Raw genomic sequence first — 22,426 nt, 5'->3', positions numbered from 1 at the left:
CCTACGGCAGAGAAGGTCTCGGAAACGATGGACCGGATACCACGTCCGCAGCCGAATCGAGGCGAAGATGCCCTCGCCGGTGCGCTTGCCGAGCTGGCCGGGTTCCGACAGGCGGTTGGTCGCGGTTGACGTCCTGACGCGCCAAGCTGCCAGCCTATAGGTATAGGTGGCAACAACGCTCAGTTTGCCAAACTACGGTGCGGCAAGAACTCCAGATGGCCGCACAGGGCGTCGCCAGCCGGTAGGCTCATGACTTCGGTAACGGGGTCGTCCCAGTCAAGCGGTTTTGCGCATGCGATCTGGGCCGCCGCGGCGCGGTCTTGTTCTTTGAGCAAGTGCTCTGCTTCTCTGTTCGGCGGCCTCCGCCTGAGATCGACCCGGGTGCATGCTTCGGTCCGTGGTCGGCGCGTTGGCCGCCAACATGATGCTGGTTCAATGCAATTCCGGTGTGCCCATCTCATTGGCGTGCTCGATGCAATCGGCATCAGTCCTGAGCACGGCATCACCGGAACCGCGTCCCGTGGGGACCTCGAAGGCCCGCGATCAGGCGGGCAGCAGTCTGGAACCTGTAGCTTTAGTCGGCATGAAGCACCGGAATATCGAGGCGGAAGTCGGCGTCATCCTTCCACATCCGGTGCAGGATCACGGCAATGCGCCGCGCCAGCGCAACCATCGCCCGCTTGGGTCCACGACGGCGCGCAAGTTTCGCGGCCCAGGTTCGCAACCAGCTCGCACGCCCGCGATGCATCATGACGGTGGCAGCCTGGCACAACGCGCGTCGAAGGTTGACGTCGCCCGCCTTGGTGATCCCGCCCGAGATGTCACGCTCGCCTGACTGATTGCGCGAAGGTGTCAGGCCAACCCAAGGCCCGACCTTCTTCGAGGACGTGAACCGGGCGGGGTCATCGATAGCGGATCGATAGGTCAGCGCGACCACCGCACCGATCCCGGGCATCGTCATCAGACGCCGACAGACCGGATCCGCTTGGGATAGTTGACGGACATGGCGCTCAAGGCCCGCAAGCTCCTGACGCAGCGCCGAGCGCGCGCGCAACATGGGTTCGGTTGCAGCCTCCAGCATCGGGTTGCCTGCCGCCAGCTCGCGGATGCGCTGTTCGAAACGGCCTCGCGATATGGCACCGACCTTGAGGCCGAAGTTCCGCAACAGCCCGCGCAGAGACATTTCCAACGTGATGAATCCCTGCTGCACGGCCTTGCGGGCGCTGAGCACCGCTCGAACTTCTTGTGCAGACACCGATTTGCAATAAACCGGTCGGAACCAGCCGAGGTGCAACAGCCGCGCGATACCTTCGGCATCACGGCGGTCCGTCTTGATCGGCATCGCCTTCAGCGCGCCTTTCACCTGCCGGGTTTCCATGAGAACGACAGGCTGTCCAGCTTCGGACAACCCGCGATGCAACCACTGCGACAACGGTCCAGCCTCAAGCCCGACGGCGGCAATTGTGCCGTCCTGCCTGCAAAGCCACCGCAACAGCGCCTCCGGCTCGCTGGCCACCTGCGCCTCCTTCATGATCTTCCCATGCTCGCTGATCATGCAGATCGCGGTCTTCCCCAGCGACACATCCAGCCCGACAAACAGCTTCATCCCGCAGCCCTCCTTCAGGATCCGATCCGGGAATGGCGCCAGCTTGCCCTCGATTTTGCAACGGTAACGGGCGGGTCGCGACGCAGGCCCCGTTACGGCATCTCGTTCGGGATCATAGCCAGATCAGGACGATTGCGGCGAGCATGATGGCACAGAAGAATGTCTTCGCGCATCGGTCGTACCGGGTTGCCACACGCCTCCAATCCTTCAGATGGCCGAACATGATCTCAATTCGGTTGCGCCGTTTATAGCGCGGCTTGTCGTATTTCACGACCCTCTTGCGAGGCTTCCGGCCTGGGATGCAGACCTTTATCCCCTTGTCTTGCAATGCTTCTCTGAACCAGTCGGCATCATAGCCCCGATCGGCGAGCAGCCAGCCGGCTTTCGGCAGGCTGCTCAGCAAAGCGGCCGCGCCGGTGTAATCGCTCACTTGACCGGCAGACATGTAGAACCCGATCGGCCGCCCCTTCGCATCGGTAACTGCGTGCAGCTTGGTATTCAAGCCGCCCCTGGTGCGCCCGATCTGGCGCCCGCGCCCCCCTTTTTAACGCAGAGGCTCGATGCCGTGCGGTCGGACAAGACGGCTTGCCTTTCCCGGGCCAAGCCGTCAGATTTCCACAATCAGCCATGCTGTGCCTTGCCGCAGCCCAGCCAGAGATTGCAGTCATGCAGGAAAAGGCGGGCAGATGGCGGTTTCGGCACAGGCGGGTACAGAGGCACCGGGGGCCGCGGCTGTCCCGGACCGGCGGGCAAGGCGCAAGCCGCTTTCGCCCTGGCGCATCCTGAAACCCGTGCAGGGGCAGATCCGGCTGGCGATGGCGATCTCGGCGGGCTCGGCGCTTTCTGCCCTCGGGGTGATGGTGTCGCTGACGCTGGTGGTCAGCGCGCTGCTGGAACGGCCGGGCACCATGCCCTGGGGCGCGCTTGCTGCGGCGGCGCTTTGCACCGTCGCCTCCTATGCTGCCCGGCTCGGGGCCTTCAACCAGGCGCATTACGCGGCCTTCCGGCTGGAGCGGATCCTGCGCATCGGTCTGGCGAACCGGCTGGCGCGGGTGTCGCTGGGCTATGTCGAGGCGCAGGGCGCGGGCGCGCTGGCCAAGGTCATCCATGACGACGTGAAGGCGCTGCATGTCTTTGTCGCCGACAGCACGCCGCTTTATGCCCGCGCCTATGTCACGCCGGTGGTGACCTTCGCGCTGCTTGTGCTGTTCGACTGGCGGCTGGCGCTGGTGGCACTGGCGGTGCTGGCCCTCGGTTGGGGCATCCTGCGCGGGGCGCAGCGGCGACGGCGCGACATGGTGCGGGCCTATAATGCGGCGCGCGAAAAGGTCAGCGCGGCGGTTGTGGAATATGTGCAGGCGATGCCGGTCGTGCGCAATTTCGACAGCGGCCAAAGCAGTTTCGGCCGCTATCAGGCGGCGCTCGACGGCTATCTTGCGGTGATGCTGGACTGGTATCGTGCCGCGGGCTTTCCGGCGCGGTTCTCCTGGCTGATGCTGGGCCCGATGCCGACGCTGACGCTGGTCCTTGGCGCGGGGCTTTGGTTCAGCGCGATGGGCGATCTGTCGGTGCCGCGCTGGCTTGGGGTGCTTCTGGCCTGCACCGGCATGGCCGAGGCGATGATGCCGATGATGATGCTGCGCCACATGATCGAAAAGGTGGGGCTGAGCGTCGCGCGGATCGAGGAGGTGATGGCCGCCCCCGATCTGGACGAGGCCGGGGCGATGCCCGTGCCGCTCACCTTCGACCCCGCGGCGCCTGCGCTGCGCTTTGACCGGGTGCGGTTTTCCTATGCGCCCGACCTGCCCCCGGCGCTTGACGATGTCAGTTTCGAGGTCGCGCGCGGCAGCGTCACCGCGCTGGTCGGGCCCTCGGGCGCGGGCAAGACCACGGTGGCGCGTCTGGTGCCGCGGTTCTGGGATGTCACCGCGGGCAAGATCGAGATCGGCGGCCATGACATCCGCAAGATCGGCGCCGAGCGGCTTTTGCAGCAGGTCGCCTTCGTGTTTCAGGAAAGCTTTCTTTTTGCCGACAGCATCGCCGCGAATATCCGCCTCGGCCGCCCCGAGGCCACCGAGGCCGAGGTGATCGCCGCGGCGCGGGCGGCGCAGGCGCATGACTTCATCATGGGCCTGCCACAGGGTTACGAGACCCGGGCGGGCGAGCGCGGCGTGTTCCTCTCGGGCGGGCAGCGCCAGCGCATCGCCATTGCCCGGGCGCTGTTGCAAGATCGCCCGGTGCTGGTGCTGGACGAGGCGACGGCCTTTGCCGACCCGGAAAACGAGGCCGAGCTGATCGCGGCGCTGTCAGAGCTGATGCGCGGGCGCACGGTGATCATGGTGGCGCATCGGCTGGCGACGATCCGCGACGCCGACCAGATCCTTGTCTTCGAGCGCGGTCGCATCGTCGAGCGCGGCCGCCACGCGGCGCTGGTGGCGCAGGGCGGGCTTTATGCAAGGCTTTGGCAGAATTACGAAACGGCGCAAAACTGGTCGCTTGGCGCGGCCCGGGAGGGGATCTGATGGCGGTCATCGGCAAACAACCGGCCGGGCGGGCGGGGGCAAGTTCCTTTGCGATGACGTTCCGGCAACTGGCCGAAAGCGTCGGGTCGGAAGATGCGCCGGGGCTGCGGCGCGCGCTTTTCGGGCTGATCGCGGCGGCGGCGCTGCAGGGGCTTGGGCTGGCGGTGATCGCGCCCCTTTTCACCGCCGCAGCGACGCCGGGCGGGCTTGATCGGGCGCTTTCGTGGTTTGTCGCCCTGCTTTTGCTGATGGGCGCGGCCTCGGCGCTGCGCTGGCGCGCGCAGGGTTTCGATTTCGACGGCCGGATGGTGCGGGCGACCTGGCGGCTGCGCCGGCGGCTGGGGGCGAAGCTGCGCGAGATCCCGCTCGAACAGCTACAGGACAAGCGCGCGGGCGAGATGAACGCGGTCGTGCTGGGCAATGTCGACGAGAACCTGCTTTACGCGCTCACCGTGCTCAATCTGGTCTTTGCCGCGGTCGTCACGCCGTTTTGCGCCGCGCTGGGGCTGATGCTGTTTGACTGGCGGTTGGGGCTTTTGCTGCTGGCGGTGTTTCCGGCGATCGTGCCGCTTTACCGCTGGCGGCGTCCGGCGCTGGGGCGGGGCAAGCGCATCCTCGGTCAGGCGCATCAGGAGGCAAGCGCCGATGTGCTGGAATACACGCAAGGCTTGGCGATCCTGCGCGCGGCGGGGCGGGCCGGGGAAAAGGCCGCCCGGCTTTCACAGACCTTCCAGAAACTTGAGGCGATTCAGGTCTTTGGCCATCGCAAGGGGGCGAAGCCCAATATCCTCGTGGCCAGCGTGGTCGAGCTGGGGCTGCTCGCCGTCCTGATGATCGGGGTTTTTCTGGTGACGCGCGGCAGCCTTGATCCGGCGGCGCTGGGGGCGGTCTTCGTGATCGTGGTGCGGCTGTCCGAGCCGCTTTCGACCTTCATCCTTTACACCGCGATGCTTGAGGTGATGGAGGCCGCGCTGGAACGGATCGGCGCGCTGCTGGCGATGGCGCCCCTGCCGCAGCGGGCGCCCGCCGCGATGCCGACCCGCCATGACATCCGCTTCGACGCGGTCAGCTTCACCCATGCCCGGGCCGAGGCGCCGACGATCCGCGCCTTCAGCGCCCGGCTGCCCGAACACTCGCTGACCGCGCTGGTCGGGCCCTCGGGCTGCGGCAAGACCACGCTGACACGGCTTTTGCTGCGCCATTTCGACCCGCAGGAGGGGGCGGTGCAGATCGGCGGCGTCGATCTGCGGCAGATCCCGGCGGAGCGTCTCAACGATCTGATTTCGGTGGTGTTTCAGGACGTCTATCTGTTCAACGACACGGTGCTGGCGAATATCCGCATGGGCCGCCCCGACGCGACCGAGGCTGAGGTGCGGGCGGCGGCGCAGGCGGCGCAGTGCCTTGAATTCATCGAGCGGCTGCCGCAGGGCTGGCAGACGCCTTTGGGCGAGATCGGCGGTAGGCTGTCGGGCGGCGAGCGGCAACGCATCTCGATTGCGCGGGCGCTGCTCAAGGATGCGCCGATCGTCGTTCTGGATGAACCGACGGCGGCGCTCGACACCGAAAGCGAGCTGGCGGTGCAGCGCGCGCTGGATGCGCTGGTGGCGCGCAAGACGGTGATCGTGATCGCGCATCGGCTCTCGACGATTGCCGGGGCGGATCAGATCCTGGTGATCGAGGACGGGCGGCTGGTGCAGGCGGGGCGGCATGCCGATCTTCTGGCCGCGGGCGGGCGTTATGCGCGGATGTGGGCGGCGCAGGGGGCGGTGAAACGCTGGTCGGTGGGGAGTTGAAAGGCGCTCAGCGCGCCACGATCAGCGGCGTGTGGCTGATCGGATCGTCAAGGATCACCGCCTCCAGCCCGAAGACCTGCCGCAGCAGATCGGGGGTCATCAGCTGGGCGGGCGGGCCCTCGGCCACCACCCGGCCCGCCGCCATCACCACCAGATGATCCGCATAGCGGCAGGCCTGGTTGAGATCATGCAGCACGGCAACGATGGTGCGGCCCTGATCGCGGTTGAGCCGTTGCAGCAGCGTCAGCAGCTCCAGCTGATGCGCGATGTCAAGGAAGGTCGTCGGCTCGTCCAGAAGCAGGATCGGCGTCTGCTGCGCCAGCACCAGCGCGATCCAGACCCGTTGCCGCTGCCCGCCCGAGAGCGCATCGACCTCGGTCTGCGCCAGATCGGCCACGCCGGTTGCCGCCATCGCCTCGGCGACGATGCGGGCATCTTCCGCGCTCCACTGCCGGAACGGCCCCTGATGCGGATAGCGGCCGCGCGCCACCAGATCCTCGACTGTGATCCCCGAGGGCGCCTGCGCGCTTTGCGGCAAAAGCCCGATCTGCCGCGCGAGCGCCCGCGCGGGCAGCCGCGCGATGGCTTGACCATCAAGCAGCACCTGCCCGGCCTGCGGTGGCAAAAGATTGCACAGCCCGCGCAGAAGCGTCGATTTCCCGCAGCCATTCGGCCCGAGGATGACGGAAAACCGCCCCTCGGGCAGCGCTAGCGTGACATCGGCGCAGATCTTTCGCCCCGCATAGCCCAGGTGCAGCGCCTGCGTGCGCAACCGGCTTTGCGCCCCGGTCTTGCCGTCGTCCCTCATCCCCTTTGCCCCGCGAGTCCCTGCCGTGTCAAAAGCCAGATCAGATAAAGACCGCCCAGAACGCCGGTGACCTGACCGACCGGCAGCACCGCTCCGACGGGCAGGACCCGGGTCAGCAGATCGGCCCCGGTCAGCAGCAGCGCCCCCATCAGCGCCGCGCCGAAAAGCGGCTGATCGACCGTCCGGCCAAGCCGTTGCGCCAGCTGCGGCGCGGCCAGCGCGACAAAGGCGATCGGGCCCGCCGCACTGGTGGCCAGCGCAACCAGCAGCAGCGCCGCCAGAAGCATCGCCCCCCGCACCCGCTCGACCGCGACGCCCAGCGGCCCGGCCAGATCGTCGCCCATCGCCATCAGGGCAAGCGGCCGCATGCCGAACAGCATCGCTGGCAGCAGCAGCGCAAGCCCCGCCCAAAGCGGCCAGACATGGCCCCAGTCCCGCCCCTCGACCGAGCCCGCCAGCCACAGATTGGCCGAGATCGCGGCGTCCAGATCGCCCTTGACCAGCAACAGCGCGTTCAGCGCGCTCAGCATCGCGCCGACGCCGATCCCGGTCAGCACCAGCCGATAGGCGCCGACGCGGCCGTTTTTGCGCGCCAGAAGATAGACCCCGGCCCCGGTCAGCAGTGCCCCGGCCATCGCCGCGGGCACGACATCGGCCCCCGCGCCGCCAAAGGCGATGATCTGCAACAGCGCCCCCGAGGCCGCCCCGGCGGTGAAGCCGATCACATCGGGCGAGCCCAGCGGGTTGCGCGCGATGCTTTGAAACACCGCCCCCGAGGCGCCAAGCGCCGCCCCCGCGCCCAGCGTGACCAAGAGCCTTGGCAGCCGGATGTCGAAGACCGCATGGGCAACCGCGCGGGGCAGGGCGGCCCCGGTCAGCAGCTGCCAAAGATCAGCCGGGCTGACCGGAATCCGCCCCTGCAGCAGCGCGGCGATCCCGGCGGCCGTCAGCATTCCCATCAGAACGAGGTTCAGCCCCAGTGCGCGCCGAGACAGCCGCAGCGACCAGCGCCGATGCCGCAGCGTGATCCGGGCCGGGCCGCTCACAGCCCGCCCATCCGCAGCCGCCGCGCCAGCGCGATGAAGATCCCGCCGCCGATCAGCCCCGCCATGATGCCAAGGTCGATCTGCCCCGGCGCGCCGATCACCCGCCCGGCCAGATCGGCGAAAGCCACCAGCGCCGCCCCGGTCAGCATCGAGGCCAGCAGCAGCGGCCGATGCGCCGGTCCGGCGATGGGCCGTGCCAGATGCGGCGCCGCCAGACCGACGAAGCTGATCGGCCCCGCCGCCGCCGTCGCCGCGCCCGCCAGCACCACGATCACCGCCGCGGCGGCAAACCAGATCCGGCGCGGATCGGCGCCAAGGCTCTGGCCGAATTCCTGCCCCAGCGCCAGCGCATCGAGCGGCCGCGCCAGCGCCAGCGCCGCGAAAACCCCCGCCGTCCCGACCGCCGCCGTGGGCCCCAGCACCGCCCAGCCGCGCCCCTGCAGCGACCCCACCGCCCAATGACGGAACTGATCGAAGATCGCCGCCTCGGCATTGACGGTGATCACCCGCGTCAGGGTCAAAAGCACGATCGAGAGCGCCGCCCCCGCCAGCACCAGCCGCACCGGATCATGCCCGCGCGCGAGCCCCCCAAGCCCGAAAACCGCCGCGCCCCCCAGCGCCGCCCCGGCAATCCCTGCCCAAAGCGCCGCCGTCACCTCGACATGGCCAAAGACCGCGATCTGACAGACGATCGCCAGCGTCGCCCCGGCGGAAATGCCCAAAAGCCCCGGATCGGCCAGCGGATTGCGCGTCAGCGTCTGCATCAAGGCCCCCGCCGCGCCAAGCGCCGCCCCCACGACCAGCGCCAGCACGGCCCGCGGCAGGCGCTGCTCGCGCACCAGCAGATGCGCGCCGTCGCCCGGATCAAAGGCGCTCAGCGCCGCCAGCGTCACCCGCAGCCCGATCTCGCGCGGGCCGATGAAGGGGCTGGCCAGCGTGGTGCAAAGTAGGAAAAGCAGCGCCGCCCAAAGCAGCAGACGCGGGCGCGCGCGGGGGGCTTGCATGTTCAGGCCCCGCCGAATTGCTGCGCGATGCCCGCCACGATCTCTTGCGCGCTGTAATAATCGACCCGGAACGAATTCGGCCCCAGCCCGTAGACCTGCCCTTTGCGGACCGAGGGCAGGTTGGCCAGGATCGGGTCTGCCAGAAACCGGGCGGCATCGGCCTTGGTGCCCGAAAGCAGAAAGGTGGTCTCGGCCTGCAGCGCGGTCAGATGTTCATAGCTGGCGCGGATGAAATCGGCCGAGGCCGTGGCGCCCGTCTCCTGCCAGCTCTGCGGCGGATCTTCGAGGGTGAAGCCCAGCCTGGCGAGCAGCTGGCCATGCACGCCCGTCGCCGTGGCGATCGGATTGGGGGCGCCTGCGCCGTTGTAACTGATGATGTTGGCGCGGCCCGCGGGCAGGATCAGCCGGGCCCGCGTCGCCTCCAGCTCTTGCGTGAAGCCTGCAAGAAGCGCCTCGGCCTCGGCCTCGCGGCCGGTGGCGCGGCCGAGCTGGCGCGACAGCTCCTGCCAGTCGAGCGCGCCGTAATCGAGCACCAGAACCGGCGCCACCTCGGCCAAAGCCTGCCGATGCGCCAGCGCGGAATCCGCGCCCCCGGCGGACACCACGATCAGATCCGGGGCAAGCGCCCAGACCGCCTCCAGATCGACCGACCCGGCAGGCCAGAGCTTTTCGACCCCGCGCGTTTCGGCAACCGCCTGCCATTGCGCGAAAAACCCGCCACGCGCGGTGGTGGCGGAGCCGATCAGCGGCGCCCCGATCGCCAGCAGGCTGCCCGAAAGCGTGACCGAGCTTGAAAGCACGCGCGCGGGCGGGGCAGGCAGGACCGTCTCGGAGCCATCGGCATTCGCGAGCCGCCGCGGCCAGCCCTCGGCCACGCTGGCGCGCGCGGCCCAACCGGGCAAGGCGCTGGCGCAGAGACTGGCGATCAGAAAATGGCGACGATTCATGCTTCCTCCGCGCCCGGGGCAGGGCGCCGAAGCCCGCGTCCGGCATCGCTTGCCCTTGGCCTTAATTACCGAGCAAAATACTAAGATAATCGGGCCCGTCAAGCTTTGTCCGAGCTTTGGCCGCGCAACCGGCGCGGGATCGATCTGGCCGGACACACCCGACGCGACCAAATTGCAACAAGCTTAGTATTTCTGTCAGGAATCGCTTTCCGCCGCCGCCGGATCGCGTAAACGTGACGGCCCGGCCCCAGCCTTGCGGTCGGGCCGTTCCATACCGATGCCAGCCGTTTCAAGCCAGCCGTCACCATTTCAAGGAAAGCAGCATGAAACGACTGAAAGGAGCGCGCCTTCTGCGCGGCGCGAGCATTGCGGCCCTGTGTGTCCTCAGCCCGCAAACCGGGTTTGCCGAGGCGGGCGCCGAGGAAACTTTCTCGCTCGGCACGATCGTCATCACCGGGGAAAAACTGGCCCGCAGCCTGCAGCGCACCGCGTCGTCGGTGAGCGCGCTCGACGCCGCCGCCGTGGCAAGGGAAAACGAGGCCGGCAAGGACAGCCTGGCCAAGGCCGCGGAGGGGATGGCGAACGTGACCACTCCCGCCGCGGGCGGTCAGGGCGGGGCGCCGACGATCCGCGGTCAGGACAGCGAGGGGCCGAACTCGGGCGCCACCGCGTTTTTCGGCGGCACCGTGCCGCGCATGGCGGTCAGCGTCGACGGCCATTACCTGACCTATAACGAGCTGGTCTGGAGTTCCGCGGCGATCTGGGACGTGGACGGCATCGAGGTGTTCCGCGGCCCGCAAACGGTGACTCAGGGCGCCAACAGCATTGCCGGGGCGATGATCGTCACCACGAAAGACCCGAGCTTCACCCGCGAGGGCGCGGTGCAGCTGCAATATGGCAGCGACAACCGCCGCCGCGTCTCGGCGGTGGTGTCGGGGCCGGTCGCGACCGATCTGGCGGCGCGGCTTTCGGTCGATTACTCTGCCCGCGACACCTATATTTCCTACACCAACTCCGCCTTTGCGCCGGGCGGCACCGAGCAGGATTTCGACGCGAAGACCCTGCGTTTCAAGCTTTTGTGGCAGCCTGCGGGGCTTTCCGGTTTCGAGGCGAAACTGAGCTTTGCCCATGTCGACACCACCCGTCCGACCTGGGAAGCGGCGATGGCGCCCTATGAGGATCTGGCAAGCACCGTCACCGGCAACCCGAGCTGGGATCTGCGCAGCAATGCCACCGTGCTCGACCTCAGCCATGATTTCGGCAATGGCGTGAAGATCGTCAACAGCTTGCGGGTGGCCGACGTGCACACCTCGCGGATCACCGAGCCGGTGACCTCGGGCAGCGCCGAAAACGACCAGGACATCGTCTCGAACGAGACCCGGCTGACCTTTGGCGACGAGATGTCGACCTTCAGCGGTCTGGCGGGGCTGTTCCTGTCCTCGACGAAGACCGACGAGACGCTGAACCTGCGCGGCTCGACCGTCTATGAGGACGAAAAGCGCAGCACCGGGGTTTTCACCGAGCTGAACTATCGCTTCGCCCCCGACTGGATGGTGACCGGCGGGCTGCGTTATCAGCGCGATGCGGTGGAGCGGCGCGGCACCTCGAGCTTCACGCCCGATGTGCTGGATTACGACCGGACCTTCGATGCCTGGCTGCCGAAGCTCGCGCTCACCCATGACCTGAACGACACCACCAGCATCGGCGCGATGGTCAGCAAGGGCTACAACCCCGGCGGCGTGACGCTTGGCTTCGTGTCGAAGGACTATGTGACCTTCGCGCCGGAAACCGTCTGGAACTACGAGCTTTTCGGCCGCACGAAACTGTTCGACGAGCGGCTCGACCTGACCGGGAACCTGTTTTACAGCCGGATGAAGGATGCGCAGCGCTATGTGACCTCGGTGATCGAGGGCGGCTATACCGATGCGGTGACCGTCAATGCCGACAAGGCGGAATCCTACGGGCTTGAGCTGGGCTTCCGCTTCGCGGCGCGTGACGATCTGACCCTGCGCGGCAATCTTGGCCTCTTGCACACCGAAATCGTCAGCTTCGAGAATGCGCTGGCCGATTACGAGGGGCATGAATTCGGCCGCGCCCCCAGCCGCACGCTCAGCCTCGGCGCGGATTGGGCGATCCGTCCCGATGTGACGCTGGCGGGCACGGTGCGCTATACCGACGCCTATTTCTCGGATGACACCAATGCGACGGCGCTGCTGATCGACGCGCATACGGTGGCGGATGCCCGCGTGACCTGGACCCCGCGCGAGGATCTGTCGCTCTTTGCCTATGTGAACAACATCTTCGATGATCGTTCGGTGACCAACCTGCGCGCGCTGCAGGGCACGTTGCAGGGCACGGTGGTCGATCCGCGCTCGGTCGGCGTCGGTCTCAAGATGACCTTCTGAACGACAGCCCGGCCCCGAGACGGTCTTCGGGGCCGGGCGCTTGCGGGCGCCCGCCGGATCAGGGCAGCAGCGCGTCCAGCGGCCGGTCGGCGGCCCCGGCGCGGGCGAAGGCGGCGAAGCTGCGCCCGACCGCCGCCACCAGCGCCGCGACATCGGCGGCGTCGTAATGGGCGTGGCGATAGCTCATCATCACGCGCAGCCCGCGGTCGCCCTCGATCACGTCCTCGACCACCTCGAACTGCAGGCCAAGCACCGATCCGGCCTTGTCGGGATCGACCTGGCGGAAGCGGATCGGCCCCTGCGGCCCCGGGAGCGCGCCGTTCAGCCGGTTCTGGGCGTGGATCTGGATGAAGACCTCGAACATATGCGCATCAAGGGGTGCGGTGCCGCCCGACAGCGCCGCCTCGACCAGATCGATCGGGATTTCGCTGTGCGGCATCGAGGCGGTGATCTGGTCGCGCACCGCAGTGATCAGCGCGCGCGGGGTCGCATCGCCGGGGGCACGCAGGCAATGCGCGGTGACGGTGGTGAAATAGCCGATCGTGTCGAACCAGGCCGGATCGGTGCGGCCCGCGGCCGAGGTACCGATGGTCAGCGCCTCAAGCCCGGCCAGCCGCTGCAGCGCCACCGAGATCGCGGCATAGACGGTGTGAAACAGCGAGGCCGAGCAGGTCTTTGCCAGCGCATGCAACCCGGCGCAGACCGCGGGCGGCACGGCGATTTCGCACCAGCCGCCCGCAGTCGCATCCTCCGGGGCCGCATCCTCGGGGGCCGCATCCTCCGGGGCAGCAGACCGCGGCGCGGCGCCGGGGGCGCGGATCGGCTGCGGCGGCGGTGCGTCGCGCAGCGCCGTGACCCAATGTTCCAGCGCCCGGGCGTCGATGCCCGCACGGGCCTGGGCGCGGGCGAAGGCGTGAAACGGTGCGACCGGGCCGGCCCAGTCGGGTGCCTGTCCCGCCGCCCGGGCGGCATAGGCCCGGGCCAGCTCGGCCATCATCAGGTTGACCGACCATTCGTCCAGCACGACATGATGGAACAGGAAGGACAGGATCTGCCCCTCAATGGTGCGCAAAAAGCGCAGCCGCAGCGGCAGCTCTTGCGCCAGGTCGAAGACATGCCCGGCTTCGGCGGCCAGAACCGGCGTGGCGTCGATGACCGGGCCCGAGGCGCGGAACCAGTCCAGCCGGTCGACCTCGGCCATCGGCACGGTCTCTTGCAGCACCGTGTCGCCCTCGGGCCGGAACCGGCTGCGCAGCGCCGGATGCCGTTCCAGCAGGTCGCGGACGGCGGCGGCGAAGACCGTCTCGTCGACCGGGTCAAGAAAGCGCAGCACGAAGGGGATGTTGAAGGCCGGGCCGTAGCCAAGCGCGGCATGGATCTTCCACAGCGATTGCTGCGCAAGCGAAAGCGGCGCGCGGTCGACAGGGTCGGGCGCGCTGCGCCGGATCTCGACCGGGGCCGGTTGCGGTGGGGCCGACCGGGCCAGCGGCGCCAGCGCAGCGGCGGTCGGATGGGTGAAAATGTCGGCAAAGCGCAGCTCAAGCCCGTGTTCGGCGGCGAGCTGGCCGATCACCCGGGTCGCCACCAGCGAATGCCCGCCCAGATCGAAGAAATCGCAAGCCGCGGTCATCTGCGGCGCCTCGAGCGCGGCGCGGAAGGTGTTCAGGATGATCGCCTCGATCCGGGCCAGATCGGTTGCGGGCTCTGTCTGCGCCTGCGGGGCGAGCGCCGCCAGCAGCGCCGCGCTTTCCGGCAGGTCGGCGGCGATCGGATGGCGGATCAGCGCGAGCGCCGCGGCCTCGGGCGCCAGCGCCAGCATGAAACGCAGCGGGGCGCCCCGGGCCAGATCCCAGGGCTCGGCGGCCACCGCCGCGATCGCCGCTTCGGCCTCGGGTGCCGTGCGCAGCGCCCGCAGCCAGAGGTCCGGCCCGCGCGGCGCAAGCGCGACCCGCAGCGCGCCGCGGGCGTCGAAATGATAGCGCCGCGTCAGCTCGGGGCGGGCCAGCACGCCCTGCACCAGCGCGGCGATGACGGCACCGGGCTCGCAGCCGGGCAGGGGCAGGGTCGCCGTGCAGATCGCGGGGGCAAGATCCGTAGCGCCCTGCTGCGCGGCAAGCCAGATCCGCGCCTCGTCGGGGCGGGCGGGGCGGCTGTGGGAAAGGCTGTCGGGGGGCGGTCCGGGCTCGGTCATCATCGCTCCTGCGGTGGGGGGAAAGGGCAGGGCTTGCGCGGCCGGAGCCGGGGCTGGCAGGGGGCGGGGGGAAATGTCGGGGCGGCTCATGCCTCCTCCAGCCGCCCGGCGATCGGCCGGACAGAAGGGACGCGCGGCGGCAGGCGCGGGTGGTCCGTGGCGGCGGGGCCTGCCAGCAGCGCCGCAAGCGGGGTTTCGGCCGCGCCCTCGGCGCAAGACCGCGCCAGGAAGGGCACAAGCCCGGTGCAGGCCGCGTCGAAGTTCTCGGCCGAGGCCGGGTCGGCATCGATCCAGAGCGCGAGCCCGCTGCCGTCTGCCGCGGCGGCGCAGGTCAGGTTGAACCCGTCGCCCGGACCCGCGGCCAGCACCTCGCGCCGGGCCCGGCAGCCCGCGAAACGGGGCGGGTCGAACGGCAGCAGATTGACGAGCGGCGAGAAGAAGAAGCGCTCGCCTGCGCCAAGGCCGTGATCCGCGGCCAGCTGCTCGACCCGGTAGCGCCCGTGCCGCCGCAGCTGGCGCAGGCTTGCGGCGCTGCGGCCCAGCCAGGCGGCAAGCGTCTCGTCGGGCTGGCGCGTCACCACAAGCGGCAGGATGTTGACGACCAGCGCCGGGATCGTCGCGGCGACACTGCCAAGGCGGCTCATGTAGGGCAGCCAGATCGCCCGCCCGGTCCCGTCTTCGGGCAGATCGCGCGCAAGCCAGGCGGCGCAGAGCAGCGTCAGCAGGTCGGGCCAGCCCAGATCCGCCGCCGCGGCCGCCCGCGCCAGCGCGGCGGGCAGCTCCGCGGGCAGCGCCGGTTCGGTCGCAAGCGCGCTGCAGCCATAATCTTCGGCCCCCTTGCGCAGCACCGCAAGCTTCGGCCCGTCCGCCAGATGCTGCGCCCACCAGCCGCCGTCGCGGGCATGTTGCGGGCTGGCGCGATAGCGCTCTTCCTCCTCCAGATAGTGCGCGAAGGGGCGCAGCGGCCCCGGTTCGGCCTGTCCCCCGCGGGCCTGCGCATAAAGCGCCGCCGCCCGCCGCTCGATCAGCGCCACGCCATAGCCGTCAAGCCCGATGTGATGGCCGCGCAGATACCACAGCCAGCGTCTGGCCCCGACCCGCAGCAGCCACAGCGCCGCCAGCGGATCCTGCCGCAGATCGATCGGCGCGGCGATGTCGCGTTCCATCATCTTGCGCGCCGTCGCCTCGGGGTCGGATTCGGGATCTGCTTCATAGCGCAGGTCGTGATAGCGCAGCTCCGGGATGCGCCCGGGGTCGATCTGCTGGCGCGGCCCCTCCGGCCCGTCGCGAAAGCGCAGCGCCAGCACCTCGGCCTCCTGCGCCAGCTGGCGCAGCGCCGCGATCAGCGCCGCCTCGTCCAGATCGCCCTCGATCACCGTGCAATGCGCCACGGTCGACAGGGGCCGGTCGGGGTGGAAGCGGAATTCCTCCCAGAAATCGAGTTGCGCCAGCGTCAGGGCGTGCCAGGGGCGCGCGGCCGTCGTCGGATCGGGCATCAGCGGTCCTTCCTTGAGGGTTCAGACGGAGGTTTCAGGCGGAGGTTTCAGGCGGGGGGCAGGGCGGGCGCAGCGGCGATCAGCGCCGCCACCGCACGGGCGCTGCGCGGCGCCAGAAGCTGCATTGGCGTCAGGGCAGACCCGAAACGCGCGTTCAGCGCCGCGGCGATCGGCGCAAGATCGTCGGGCAAAAGCCCGAGATCGAGCAACGGGCTGTCCGCCGTCGCCCCCGCCCCTGTCGCGTTCCGCGGCCCGAGCCGCTCAAGGTAAAGCGCCAGAACCTGCGCCACGAGCGCCGGGTCGGCCTGCGTTTCAGCGACGGGGGCGGCGGCGGGTTCGGGGGCGGGCGTCCTCGGCGGGGTGCAGGCGAGCCGCCGCCCGGCGACGCGGTCCGGTTTGCCGTTGGCGGAAAGCGGCAGGTCTGGCACCGGCACGAAGCGATCGGGCAGATGCGACGGCGGCAGGGTCTGACTCAGAAAGGCGCGCAGCGCGCCGGAGGAAATCTCGGCCCCCGCGCGGCAGGCATAGACCGCGGCCAGCGTCGTCTCGCGCCCGTCGCCCGAGACCAGATCGACCACCATCGCCGCGCGCAGCCCCGGATGCGCGGCCAGCGCGGCCTCGATCTCGGCCAGGCTGACGCGCACGCCCCGCACCTTGACATGACTGCCAAGGCGGCCGGAAAACAGGATCACCCCGTCCGCCCGCCATCTGCCCAGATCGCCGGTGCGAAAGGCCCGCCGCGGTGGGCCCGCATCCCCGGTCAAGGCGATGAAATCGGTCTGCACCAGACGGCCGTCCTCCAGATAGCCAAGCGCAAGACAATCGCCCAGCGTGTGGATGCGGCCGGGCACGCCGGGCGGGCAGAGCTCGCCCAAAGGGTTGCAGATCCGATATTCGGCGCCCGCCAGCGCCCGGCCATAAGGGATCGCGTCCCGCTCGTTTTCGTGCGCGCTTTCGGGCGTGGTGCCGATCTCGTGCCAGATGCTCCAGATCGTCGTCTCGGTCGGCCCGCCCAATGACACCAGCCGCGCCCCGGGCAGCTCCGCGCGCAGCCGGGCGACGACTGCGGGCTTGATGTAATCGCCGCCCTGCGCCACCAGCCGCAGCGTCGCCAGCTGATCGGGCCGGGCACAGGCGAGCAGCATCTCGAGGATCGCCGGCACCGAAACCCAAAGCGTCACCCCCTGCGTCGCGACCAGCCGCGCCCAGTCCATCGCATCCTTTTCCTGCGTGGGCAGAACCAGCGTCGCCCCGGCGCAAAGCGTGCCGAAGACGTCGAATACCGACATGTCGTGATGCAGCGGCGTGACCGAAAGCAGCACATCCGCGTCGCTCACCTGCCAGGCCTGCAGCGATTGCGCCAGCACGTTGGCGGTGGCGCGGTTGTTCAGCACCACGCATTTCGGCGTGCCGGTGCTGCCCGAGGTGAAGAGGTAATAGCCCGGATCGCGGCTCAGGCTGCGCGCGGCGAGCGTCGCAGCGTCGGGCAGGGCGCCGCCGGGTCGGCGCAGCGCCTCGGGCCCGATCGCGGCGAAACCGGCGATCGGGCGCTGCGACACCACCAGCGCCGGGGCCGCGCGGGAAAGCAGCTGATCGCGCCGGGTGGGCGGGGCGGCGGCGTCGATCGGCACCCGGATCACCCCGGCCATCGCGGTGGCAAGCTGCAGCGCGACATGATCGGGGCCGCGCGGCAGCTCGATCGCCACCACGTCGCCGGGGCCGATGCCCTGCGCGGCAAGACCGGCCAGAAACGCTTCGACATCGCGGCGCAGGTCGGCATAGGTCAGACGCCTCTCGCCGCAGATCAGCGCCGTGCCCCGGCCCGCGCGCAGATGCGCGGCAAGGCGCGGCAGATGCGGCAGCGGATCGGGAATTTCGGCGCTTTGCGCGGGCAGCGCGACCGGCACCAGCGGATCGGGCAGCACCAGCGCGCCTGCCGCGCAGAGCGCCGCCAAAGCCGCCGCGATGGCGTCCAGTATCGCCGCCACGGTTTCGGGCGCCAACGCGGTTTCGGCGTGATCGGCGGCAATCTCGATCCCGCCCCCGGCCGTGCGCAGCAGCCGCAGATCCAGCGCGACCTGCGGCGTCTGGGTCAGCCCGGCCACCTCGCGCAGCGGGGCAGAGGGGTCGGGCAGCGGCCAGCTCAGCCCGTTCGTCAGCACGACGGGCAAGGCCAGCGCCGCGCCGGTGCGGGCCAGCAGCGGACGCGCCAGATCGACGCCCGACAGGCTGGCATGGGCCAGCGCCCGCATCGTTTCCGCCTGCAGCGCCGCGGCCCGCGCGGCGGCCGGGCCCGGGCCGACGGCATGGTCGATCACAAGGAAGGAAGAGCGGTTGCCAAGCCCCGTGCGGTCCAGCGCCGGGGCGGTGGGCAGGCCGACGCAAAGCCGCAGATCGGGGGTGAACCGCGCCAGCACCTCCAGCACGGTGAAGCTCAGCAGCGTGTTCAGGAACAGCTTTTCCCGCGCGGCGATGCGGCGCAGCGCCGCCACCTGCGGGGCGTCGATCCGTCTTGCGCTGCGCCGCCGCCGCGCCGGGCCAAGCTGGTCCAGCGGCAGGCGCCAGGGCAGCCGCGGCGGCTCCTCGATCCGCGCCAGCGCCGCGGTCCAATAGGCGGTATCGGCGGGCCGCGGCGCCGCATCGATCGGGTCGGCGCGGGTCGGGTCTGCGGTCGTGGCGATCCCGGGCGGGGTGGGCGCAAGCATCTCGGCGCAGATCTGCGCGATGGCCGGGCCGTCCAGCGCCAGCGCGTCGAATTTCACCGCCAGCGCATCCGGCTGCCCTGCGGGCATCCGCAGGGCAACGACCTGCCAAAGGGTGCCGTCCAGCGGGCAGGGCGCGGGGGCGAATTCCTCCCAGAAGGCGTCAAGCCGCGCCGCGGCATCGGGCGTCTGGGTCAGATCCAGCGTGGTCCAGGGCAGCTCGATCCGGGGCAGGCAGTGCTGACGGCCGGTGGCGGCCTCAATGCGCAGCCGCAGCGCGGGATGGGCCGCGACAAGCTGCGACAGCCGTTCGCGCAGCGCCGCCGGGTCAAGCGTGCCGCGAAACAGCCGCGCCTCCTGCATCGCCACGCCGCCCAGCGGCAGCACCGTCTCGCGCCCCATCAGATAGGCCCGTTGCAGCGGCGCCAATGGCCAGCTGCGCGGCGGCACCGGCGCCTGCGCCAGCGCCCGCAACCGCCCGAGCACCCGGGCGAAAAGCGCCTCGGTCCAGTCGCGGTCCAGCAGGTCAAGCCGGATGTCCCAGTTCAGCAGAATGCCCTCGCCAAGCCGGGCGATCTGCGCATCCAGCGCCACGCCCGGCCCTTGCGAGACGCTCCACACCAGATCGCCCAGCACGCGCCGCGCCCGTTCGCCGAGGATCGAGCCGCGCGGATGGTCAAGCCCGGCGGTGAAGACGACCGGCGCCGCGGGCATCCGGCCAAGCTGCCGGGCAAGATCGCGCAGCAGCTGCGGACCGGGGCAGGCGGCCTGCGCGATGCCCTGCACCAGCCCCGCCTGCACCCGCTGCGCCAGAACGGGCAGATCGTCCTCGAGCCCCGCAAGGCCCAGAAGGGTGAAGTTCGAGGCCTCGCCGATCTCCGGCTCCGCCGCGTCGCGGTGAAAGATCGGCACGGTCAGGCGCAGCGCCGTCTGGCCGCAGGCCCGGCCAAGTTCCTGCGCGAAAACCGCCAGCGCCAGCGCCGAGGGCGTCACTCGCAGCGCCCGGGCCTGGGCGATGACCCCGCGCGCCTGCGCCGGATCAAGCGTCGCCGCCAGCCGTGTGCTGCGCGCGCGGCGGTCAGCTGGCGCGGCATCCGGGGCGGGCAGGCGGGGGGGCTCGGGCAGGGCGGTCAGGCGGTCCCGCCACCAGTCCCGCGCCCGTGCCAGGGCCTGCGCATCGTCTGACCGCCCGGGCCGGTCGACGGGGTCCGGGTCGGGGGCGGGCGGGGCGTCCCCCGGGCCGTCTTCGTAAAGCTGCGCCAGATCCTCCAGCAGCGCGGGCAGGCAGGAGGGATCGGCCGCCACCATGTCAAGATCAAGATGCAGCCGGTGCCCGCCCCCGGGCAGCAGGCTGAGCGTGGCCTCAAGGGGTTGACCCGCCGCCAGCGGCAGGCGCTGGTGGGTCTTGTCCTCGCGCAGCCGCGCCAGCGCCGCCGCGACCGCCTGCGGGTCACGCCCGCGCAGGTCGTGCTGGCGCAGCGCATGGCCGGGGCCGGGGGGCACGATCGCCGCCCGCCCCTCGGCCGAGACCGAGAGCCGCAGCGCCGGATGCCGCGCGATCAGCGCCGCAAAGGCCTGCGCCAGCCGCGCGGGCTGAAGCGGCTGCGCCGCGGTGCGGGTTTCAAGTTCGACATAAAGATGCGCCGAAGGGGCCTGCGGATCGCGCCCCCCGGCATGTCCGTTGATCCAGCACGCGGTCTGCATCGGTGTCAGGTCAGGCATCGGATCTCACCCCGTTGACATTTGTTGATATAAATACTCAACTATAGGCGCCCGTCAACCTGTGGCCTGCGGGCACCGGATCCCGAGGCCGGATCCGGGCGGCACTGACAGCGGCGGCGGGCCCAGGCCGCCCCGAACGGACCGATTTGCAATGACCGATTTCACCCCCTGGCCGGACGACCTCGCGCAGCGCTACCGGCAAAAGGGCTACTGGCTGGATGCGCCGCTGACGCGCGGGCTGGAAACCCAGGCGCGCGCCCGGCCCGAGGCCTGCGCGATCCGTTGCGGCGCGCGCGCGATCAGCTATGGCGCGCTGGACCGGATGGCCACGGCGCTGGCGCGGCGGCTTTTGGCGCGGGGGCTGCGCCCGGGCGACACGGCGCTGGTGCAGCTGCCGAACCGGGCCGAGTTCTTCGTCACCTTCCTCGCGCTGTTGAAGGCCGGGATCACCCCGGTCAATGCGCTTTTCAGCCATCGCGCGCTGGAGCTGCGGTCTTATGCCGAACAGCTGCGCCCAAGGCTGCTGATCGCCGCGCGCAGCCATCCGTTGTTTCACGACGACCGATTCGCCGCCGAGTTGCGCGCGCGCTCGGACCGGCTGGCGCTGTGCCTTTATCTCGACGATCCCGACCCGGCGCAGGATCTTGCCGCCTGGGCCGCGCCCGACGGGGCCGAGGATGGGGGGGCCGAGGATGGGGGGGCCGAGGACGCGGGGCCGCTGCCCCGGATCGATCCCGGCGCGGTCGCCTTTTTCCAGCTTTCGGGCGGCAGCACCGGCACGCCGAAGCTGATCCCGCGCACCCATGCCGATTACGATTATTCGATCCGGGCCAGCGCCGAGATCTGCGCGCTGACGCCGGACACGGTGTTCCTTTGCGCGCTGCCCGCGCCGCATAACTATGTGCTCAGCTCGCCCGGCGCGCTTGGGGTGTTTCATGCCGGCGGCACCGTGGTGATGGCGCCCACCCCCGAGCCGCAGCTGTGCTTCGAGCTGATCGCGCGGCATCGGGTGACGATGGTGGCGCTGGTGCCCTCGGCGGTCGGGCTCTGGCTCGAGGCGGTGCGCGGCGGGCTTGCGGCGCCCGAAAGCCTGGCGCTGCTGCAGGTCGGCGGCGCCAGTTTCGCCGAGGCGCTCGCCCGGCAGGTGCCGGAGCTGCTGGGCTGCGCCTTGCAGCAGGTCTTCGGCATGGCCGAGGGGCTGGTGAACTACACCCGTCTGGACGATCCGCCCGAGCGCATCTTCACCACCCAGGGACGGCCGATCAGCCCCGATGACGAGATCCGGGTGCGCGATGCCACGGGCCGCGACTGCGCGCCGGGCGAGACCGGGCAGCTCTGGGTGCGCGGGCCCTATACGTTCCGCGGCTATTTCCGCAGCCCGGCGCAGAATGCCGCCGCCTTCGACGCCGAGGGCTTCTATCACAGCGGCGATCTGGTGCAGCGCGACGCCGCGGGCTATCTGCGCGTCGTCGGCCGGGTCAAGGACCAGATCAACCGCGGCGGCGAGAAGATCGCGGCCGAGGAGATCGAGGCGCTGTTGCTGCGCCATCCCGAGGTGATGCAGGCCGCGCTCGTCTCTGAACCCGACCCGCGGCTGGGCGAGCGCAGCTGCGCCTGCCTTGTGCTGCGCCAGCCGCTGCGGCCGGTCGTGCTGCGCCGCCATCTGATCGCCGCGGGCGTGGCCGATTACAAGCTGCCCGACCGGTTCGCCTTTCTTGACGCGATGCCGCTGACCCCGGTCGGCAAGATCGACAAGCGGGCCCTGCGCGCCGCGATCCTGCCCGCCGCGGATGCCCCCCAACCGACCCCCTGATCCCCAAGGAGACCCGAATGACCCTGACTGCCCATCCCGACACCGCCGATCGTGACTGGCTTATCGCGCGCCTCGGTACGCTGCTGGAGGACGAAGGGCCGATCGACCCGGCCGAGAGCCTGATTTATTACGGACTTGATTCACTGCGGGTGATGACCTTGGCGGCCGAGCTGAAGGCGCGTGGCATCGCCGTCAGCTTCGAGGATCTGGCCAGCGCGCCGACGCTGCAGGCCTGGGAGGCGCTGATCGCGGCGCGGCGCGGTGGCTGAGCCGCACCCGGGTCTGGCGGGCTGGGAACGGCCGCTGGCGCAGCTGCGGGCGGCGCTGCCCGGCTGCCGGGCCGAGATGCGCCCGGCCGCGCCGGTCCCGCC

General features: G+C 70.2%; 13 protein-coding genes and 1 pseudogene. 5 read left to right on the top strand and 9 right to left on the bottom strand.

The annotated features are described in order from the left end of the window. Positions 1 to 574: 574 nt before the first annotated feature. Both FBT96_RS19695 and FBT96_RS19690 read right to left on the bottom strand, forming a co-directional pair. The gene (locus tag FBT96_RS19695) at positions 575 to 1,606 is read right to left on the bottom strand and encodes an IS110 family RNA-guided transposase (RefSeq protein WP_136909667.1); all 1,032 of its coding nucleotides are present in this window, start codon (positions 1,604 to 1,606) and stop codon (positions 575 to 577) included. A 112-nt stretch (positions 1,607 to 1,718) separates the two neighbouring features. Beyond that, positions 1,719 to 2,176 (bottom strand): annotated as a pseudogene (locus FBT96_RS19690) (IS5 family transposase); the annotation flags it as partial. A gap of 116 nt (positions 2,177 to 2,292) precedes the next feature. On the opposite strand from FBT96_RS19690, the gene FBT96_RS19685 reads away from it, so the two are divergent. After that, positions 2,293 to 4,128: an ABC transporter ATP-binding protein gene (locus FBT96_RS19685; protein WP_136909665.1), complete on the top strand. Its 1,836-nt coding sequence runs from the start codon at positions 2,293 to 2,295 to the stop codon at positions 4,126 to 4,128. After that, a complete protein-coding gene (locus FBT96_RS19680) occupies positions 4,128 to 5,921 on the top strand; it encodes an ABC transporter ATP-binding protein (RefSeq protein ID WP_136909663.1) in 1,794 nt (597 codons plus the stop codon). Before FBT96_RS19685 ends, FBT96_RS19680 begins: the two co-directional genes overlap by 1 nt. Before the next feature lie 7 nt (positions 5,922 to 5,928). On the opposite strand, the gene FBT96_RS19675 is transcribed toward FBT96_RS19680, so the two are convergent. The 4 genes from FBT96_RS19675 to fepB are packed head-to-tail and all read right to left on the bottom strand — an operon-like array spanning position 5,929 to position 9,726. Further along, entirely contained in the window at positions 5,929 to 6,729 is an 801-nt protein-coding gene (locus FBT96_RS19675; RefSeq protein WP_136909661.1) for an ABC transporter ATP-binding protein, read from the bottom strand. Continuing rightward, on the bottom strand, positions 6,726 to 7,775 hold the full coding sequence (locus tag FBT96_RS19670) for a FecCD family ABC transporter permease (protein ID WP_136909659.1): 1,050 nt from the start codon (positions 7,773 to 7,775) through the stop codon (positions 6,726 to 6,728). Before FBT96_RS19670 ends, FBT96_RS19675 begins: the two co-directional genes overlap by 4 nt. Then, positions 7,772 to 8,779, bottom strand: a complete 1,008-nt coding sequence (locus tag FBT96_RS19665; protein ID WP_136909657.1) for a FecCD family ABC transporter permease — start codon at positions 8,777 to 8,779, stop codon at positions 7,772 to 7,774. Before FBT96_RS19665 ends, FBT96_RS19670 begins: the two co-directional genes overlap by 4 nt. Positions 8,780 to 8,781: 2 nt before the next feature. Then, positions 8,782 to 9,726 (bottom strand): Fe2+-enterobactin ABC transporter substrate-binding protein, encoded by a 945-nt coding sequence (gene fepB, locus FBT96_RS19660; RefSeq protein ID WP_136909655.1) that lies wholly within the window; start codon positions 9,724 to 9,726, stop codon positions 8,782 to 8,784. Positions 9,727 to 10,049: 323 nt separating this feature from the next. On the opposite strand from fepB, the gene FBT96_RS19655 reads away from it, so the two are divergent. After that, entirely contained in the window at positions 10,050 to 12,131 is a 2,082-nt protein-coding gene (locus FBT96_RS19655; protein WP_136909653.1) for a TonB-dependent receptor, read from the top strand. 58 nt (positions 12,132 to 12,189) lie between these two features. Here the strand turns inward: FBT96_RS19655 and FBT96_RS19650 are convergent, their stop codons facing one another. From FBT96_RS19650 to FBT96_RS19640, 3 genes are all read right to left on the bottom strand, one after another. After that, complete coding sequence (locus FBT96_RS19650; RefSeq protein WP_169583651.1) at positions 12,190 to 14,322, bottom strand: condensation domain-containing protein; 2,133 nt, start codon at positions 14,320 to 14,322, stop codon at positions 12,190 to 12,192. An 86-nt stretch (positions 14,323 to 14,408) separates the two neighbouring features. After that, complete coding sequence (locus FBT96_RS19645) at positions 14,409 to 15,818, bottom strand: condensation domain-containing protein (protein WP_136909649.1); 1,410 nt, start codon at positions 15,816 to 15,818, stop codon at positions 14,409 to 14,411. A 47-nt stretch (positions 15,819 to 15,865) separates the two neighbouring features. Then, on the bottom strand, positions 15,866 to 20,242 hold the full coding sequence (locus FBT96_RS19640) for an amino acid adenylation domain-containing protein (RefSeq protein ID WP_136909647.1): 4,377 nt from the start codon (positions 20,240 to 20,242) through the stop codon (positions 15,866 to 15,868). A 151-nt stretch (positions 20,243 to 20,393) separates the two neighbouring features. Here FBT96_RS19640 and FBT96_RS19635 point away from each other — a divergent pair, with 151 nt between their 5' ends. Then, positions 20,394 to 22,055 (top strand): (2,3-dihydroxybenzoyl)adenylate synthase, encoded by a 1,662-nt coding sequence (locus tag FBT96_RS19635; RefSeq protein WP_136909645.1) that lies wholly within the window; start codon positions 20,394 to 20,396, stop codon positions 22,053 to 22,055. A 17-nt stretch (positions 22,056 to 22,072) separates the two neighbouring features. After that, positions 22,073 to 22,324 (top strand): phosphopantetheine-binding protein, encoded by a 252-nt coding sequence (locus FBT96_RS19630; RefSeq protein ID WP_136909643.1) that lies wholly within the window; start codon positions 22,073 to 22,075, stop codon positions 22,322 to 22,324. The last annotated feature ends 102 nt before the right edge of the window (positions 22,325 to 22,426 follow it).

The sequence above is a fragment of the Rhodobacter capsulatus genome (assembly GCF_005144475.1).
In the GTDB taxonomy this organism is placed as follows: Bacteria; Pseudomonadota; Alphaproteobacteria; order Rhodobacterales; family Rhodobacteraceae; genus Rhodobacter; species Rhodobacter capsulatus_C.
The sequence above is the reverse complement of the archived record's forward strand: the minus strand, read 5'-3'. Positions and strand labels throughout refer to the sequence as shown.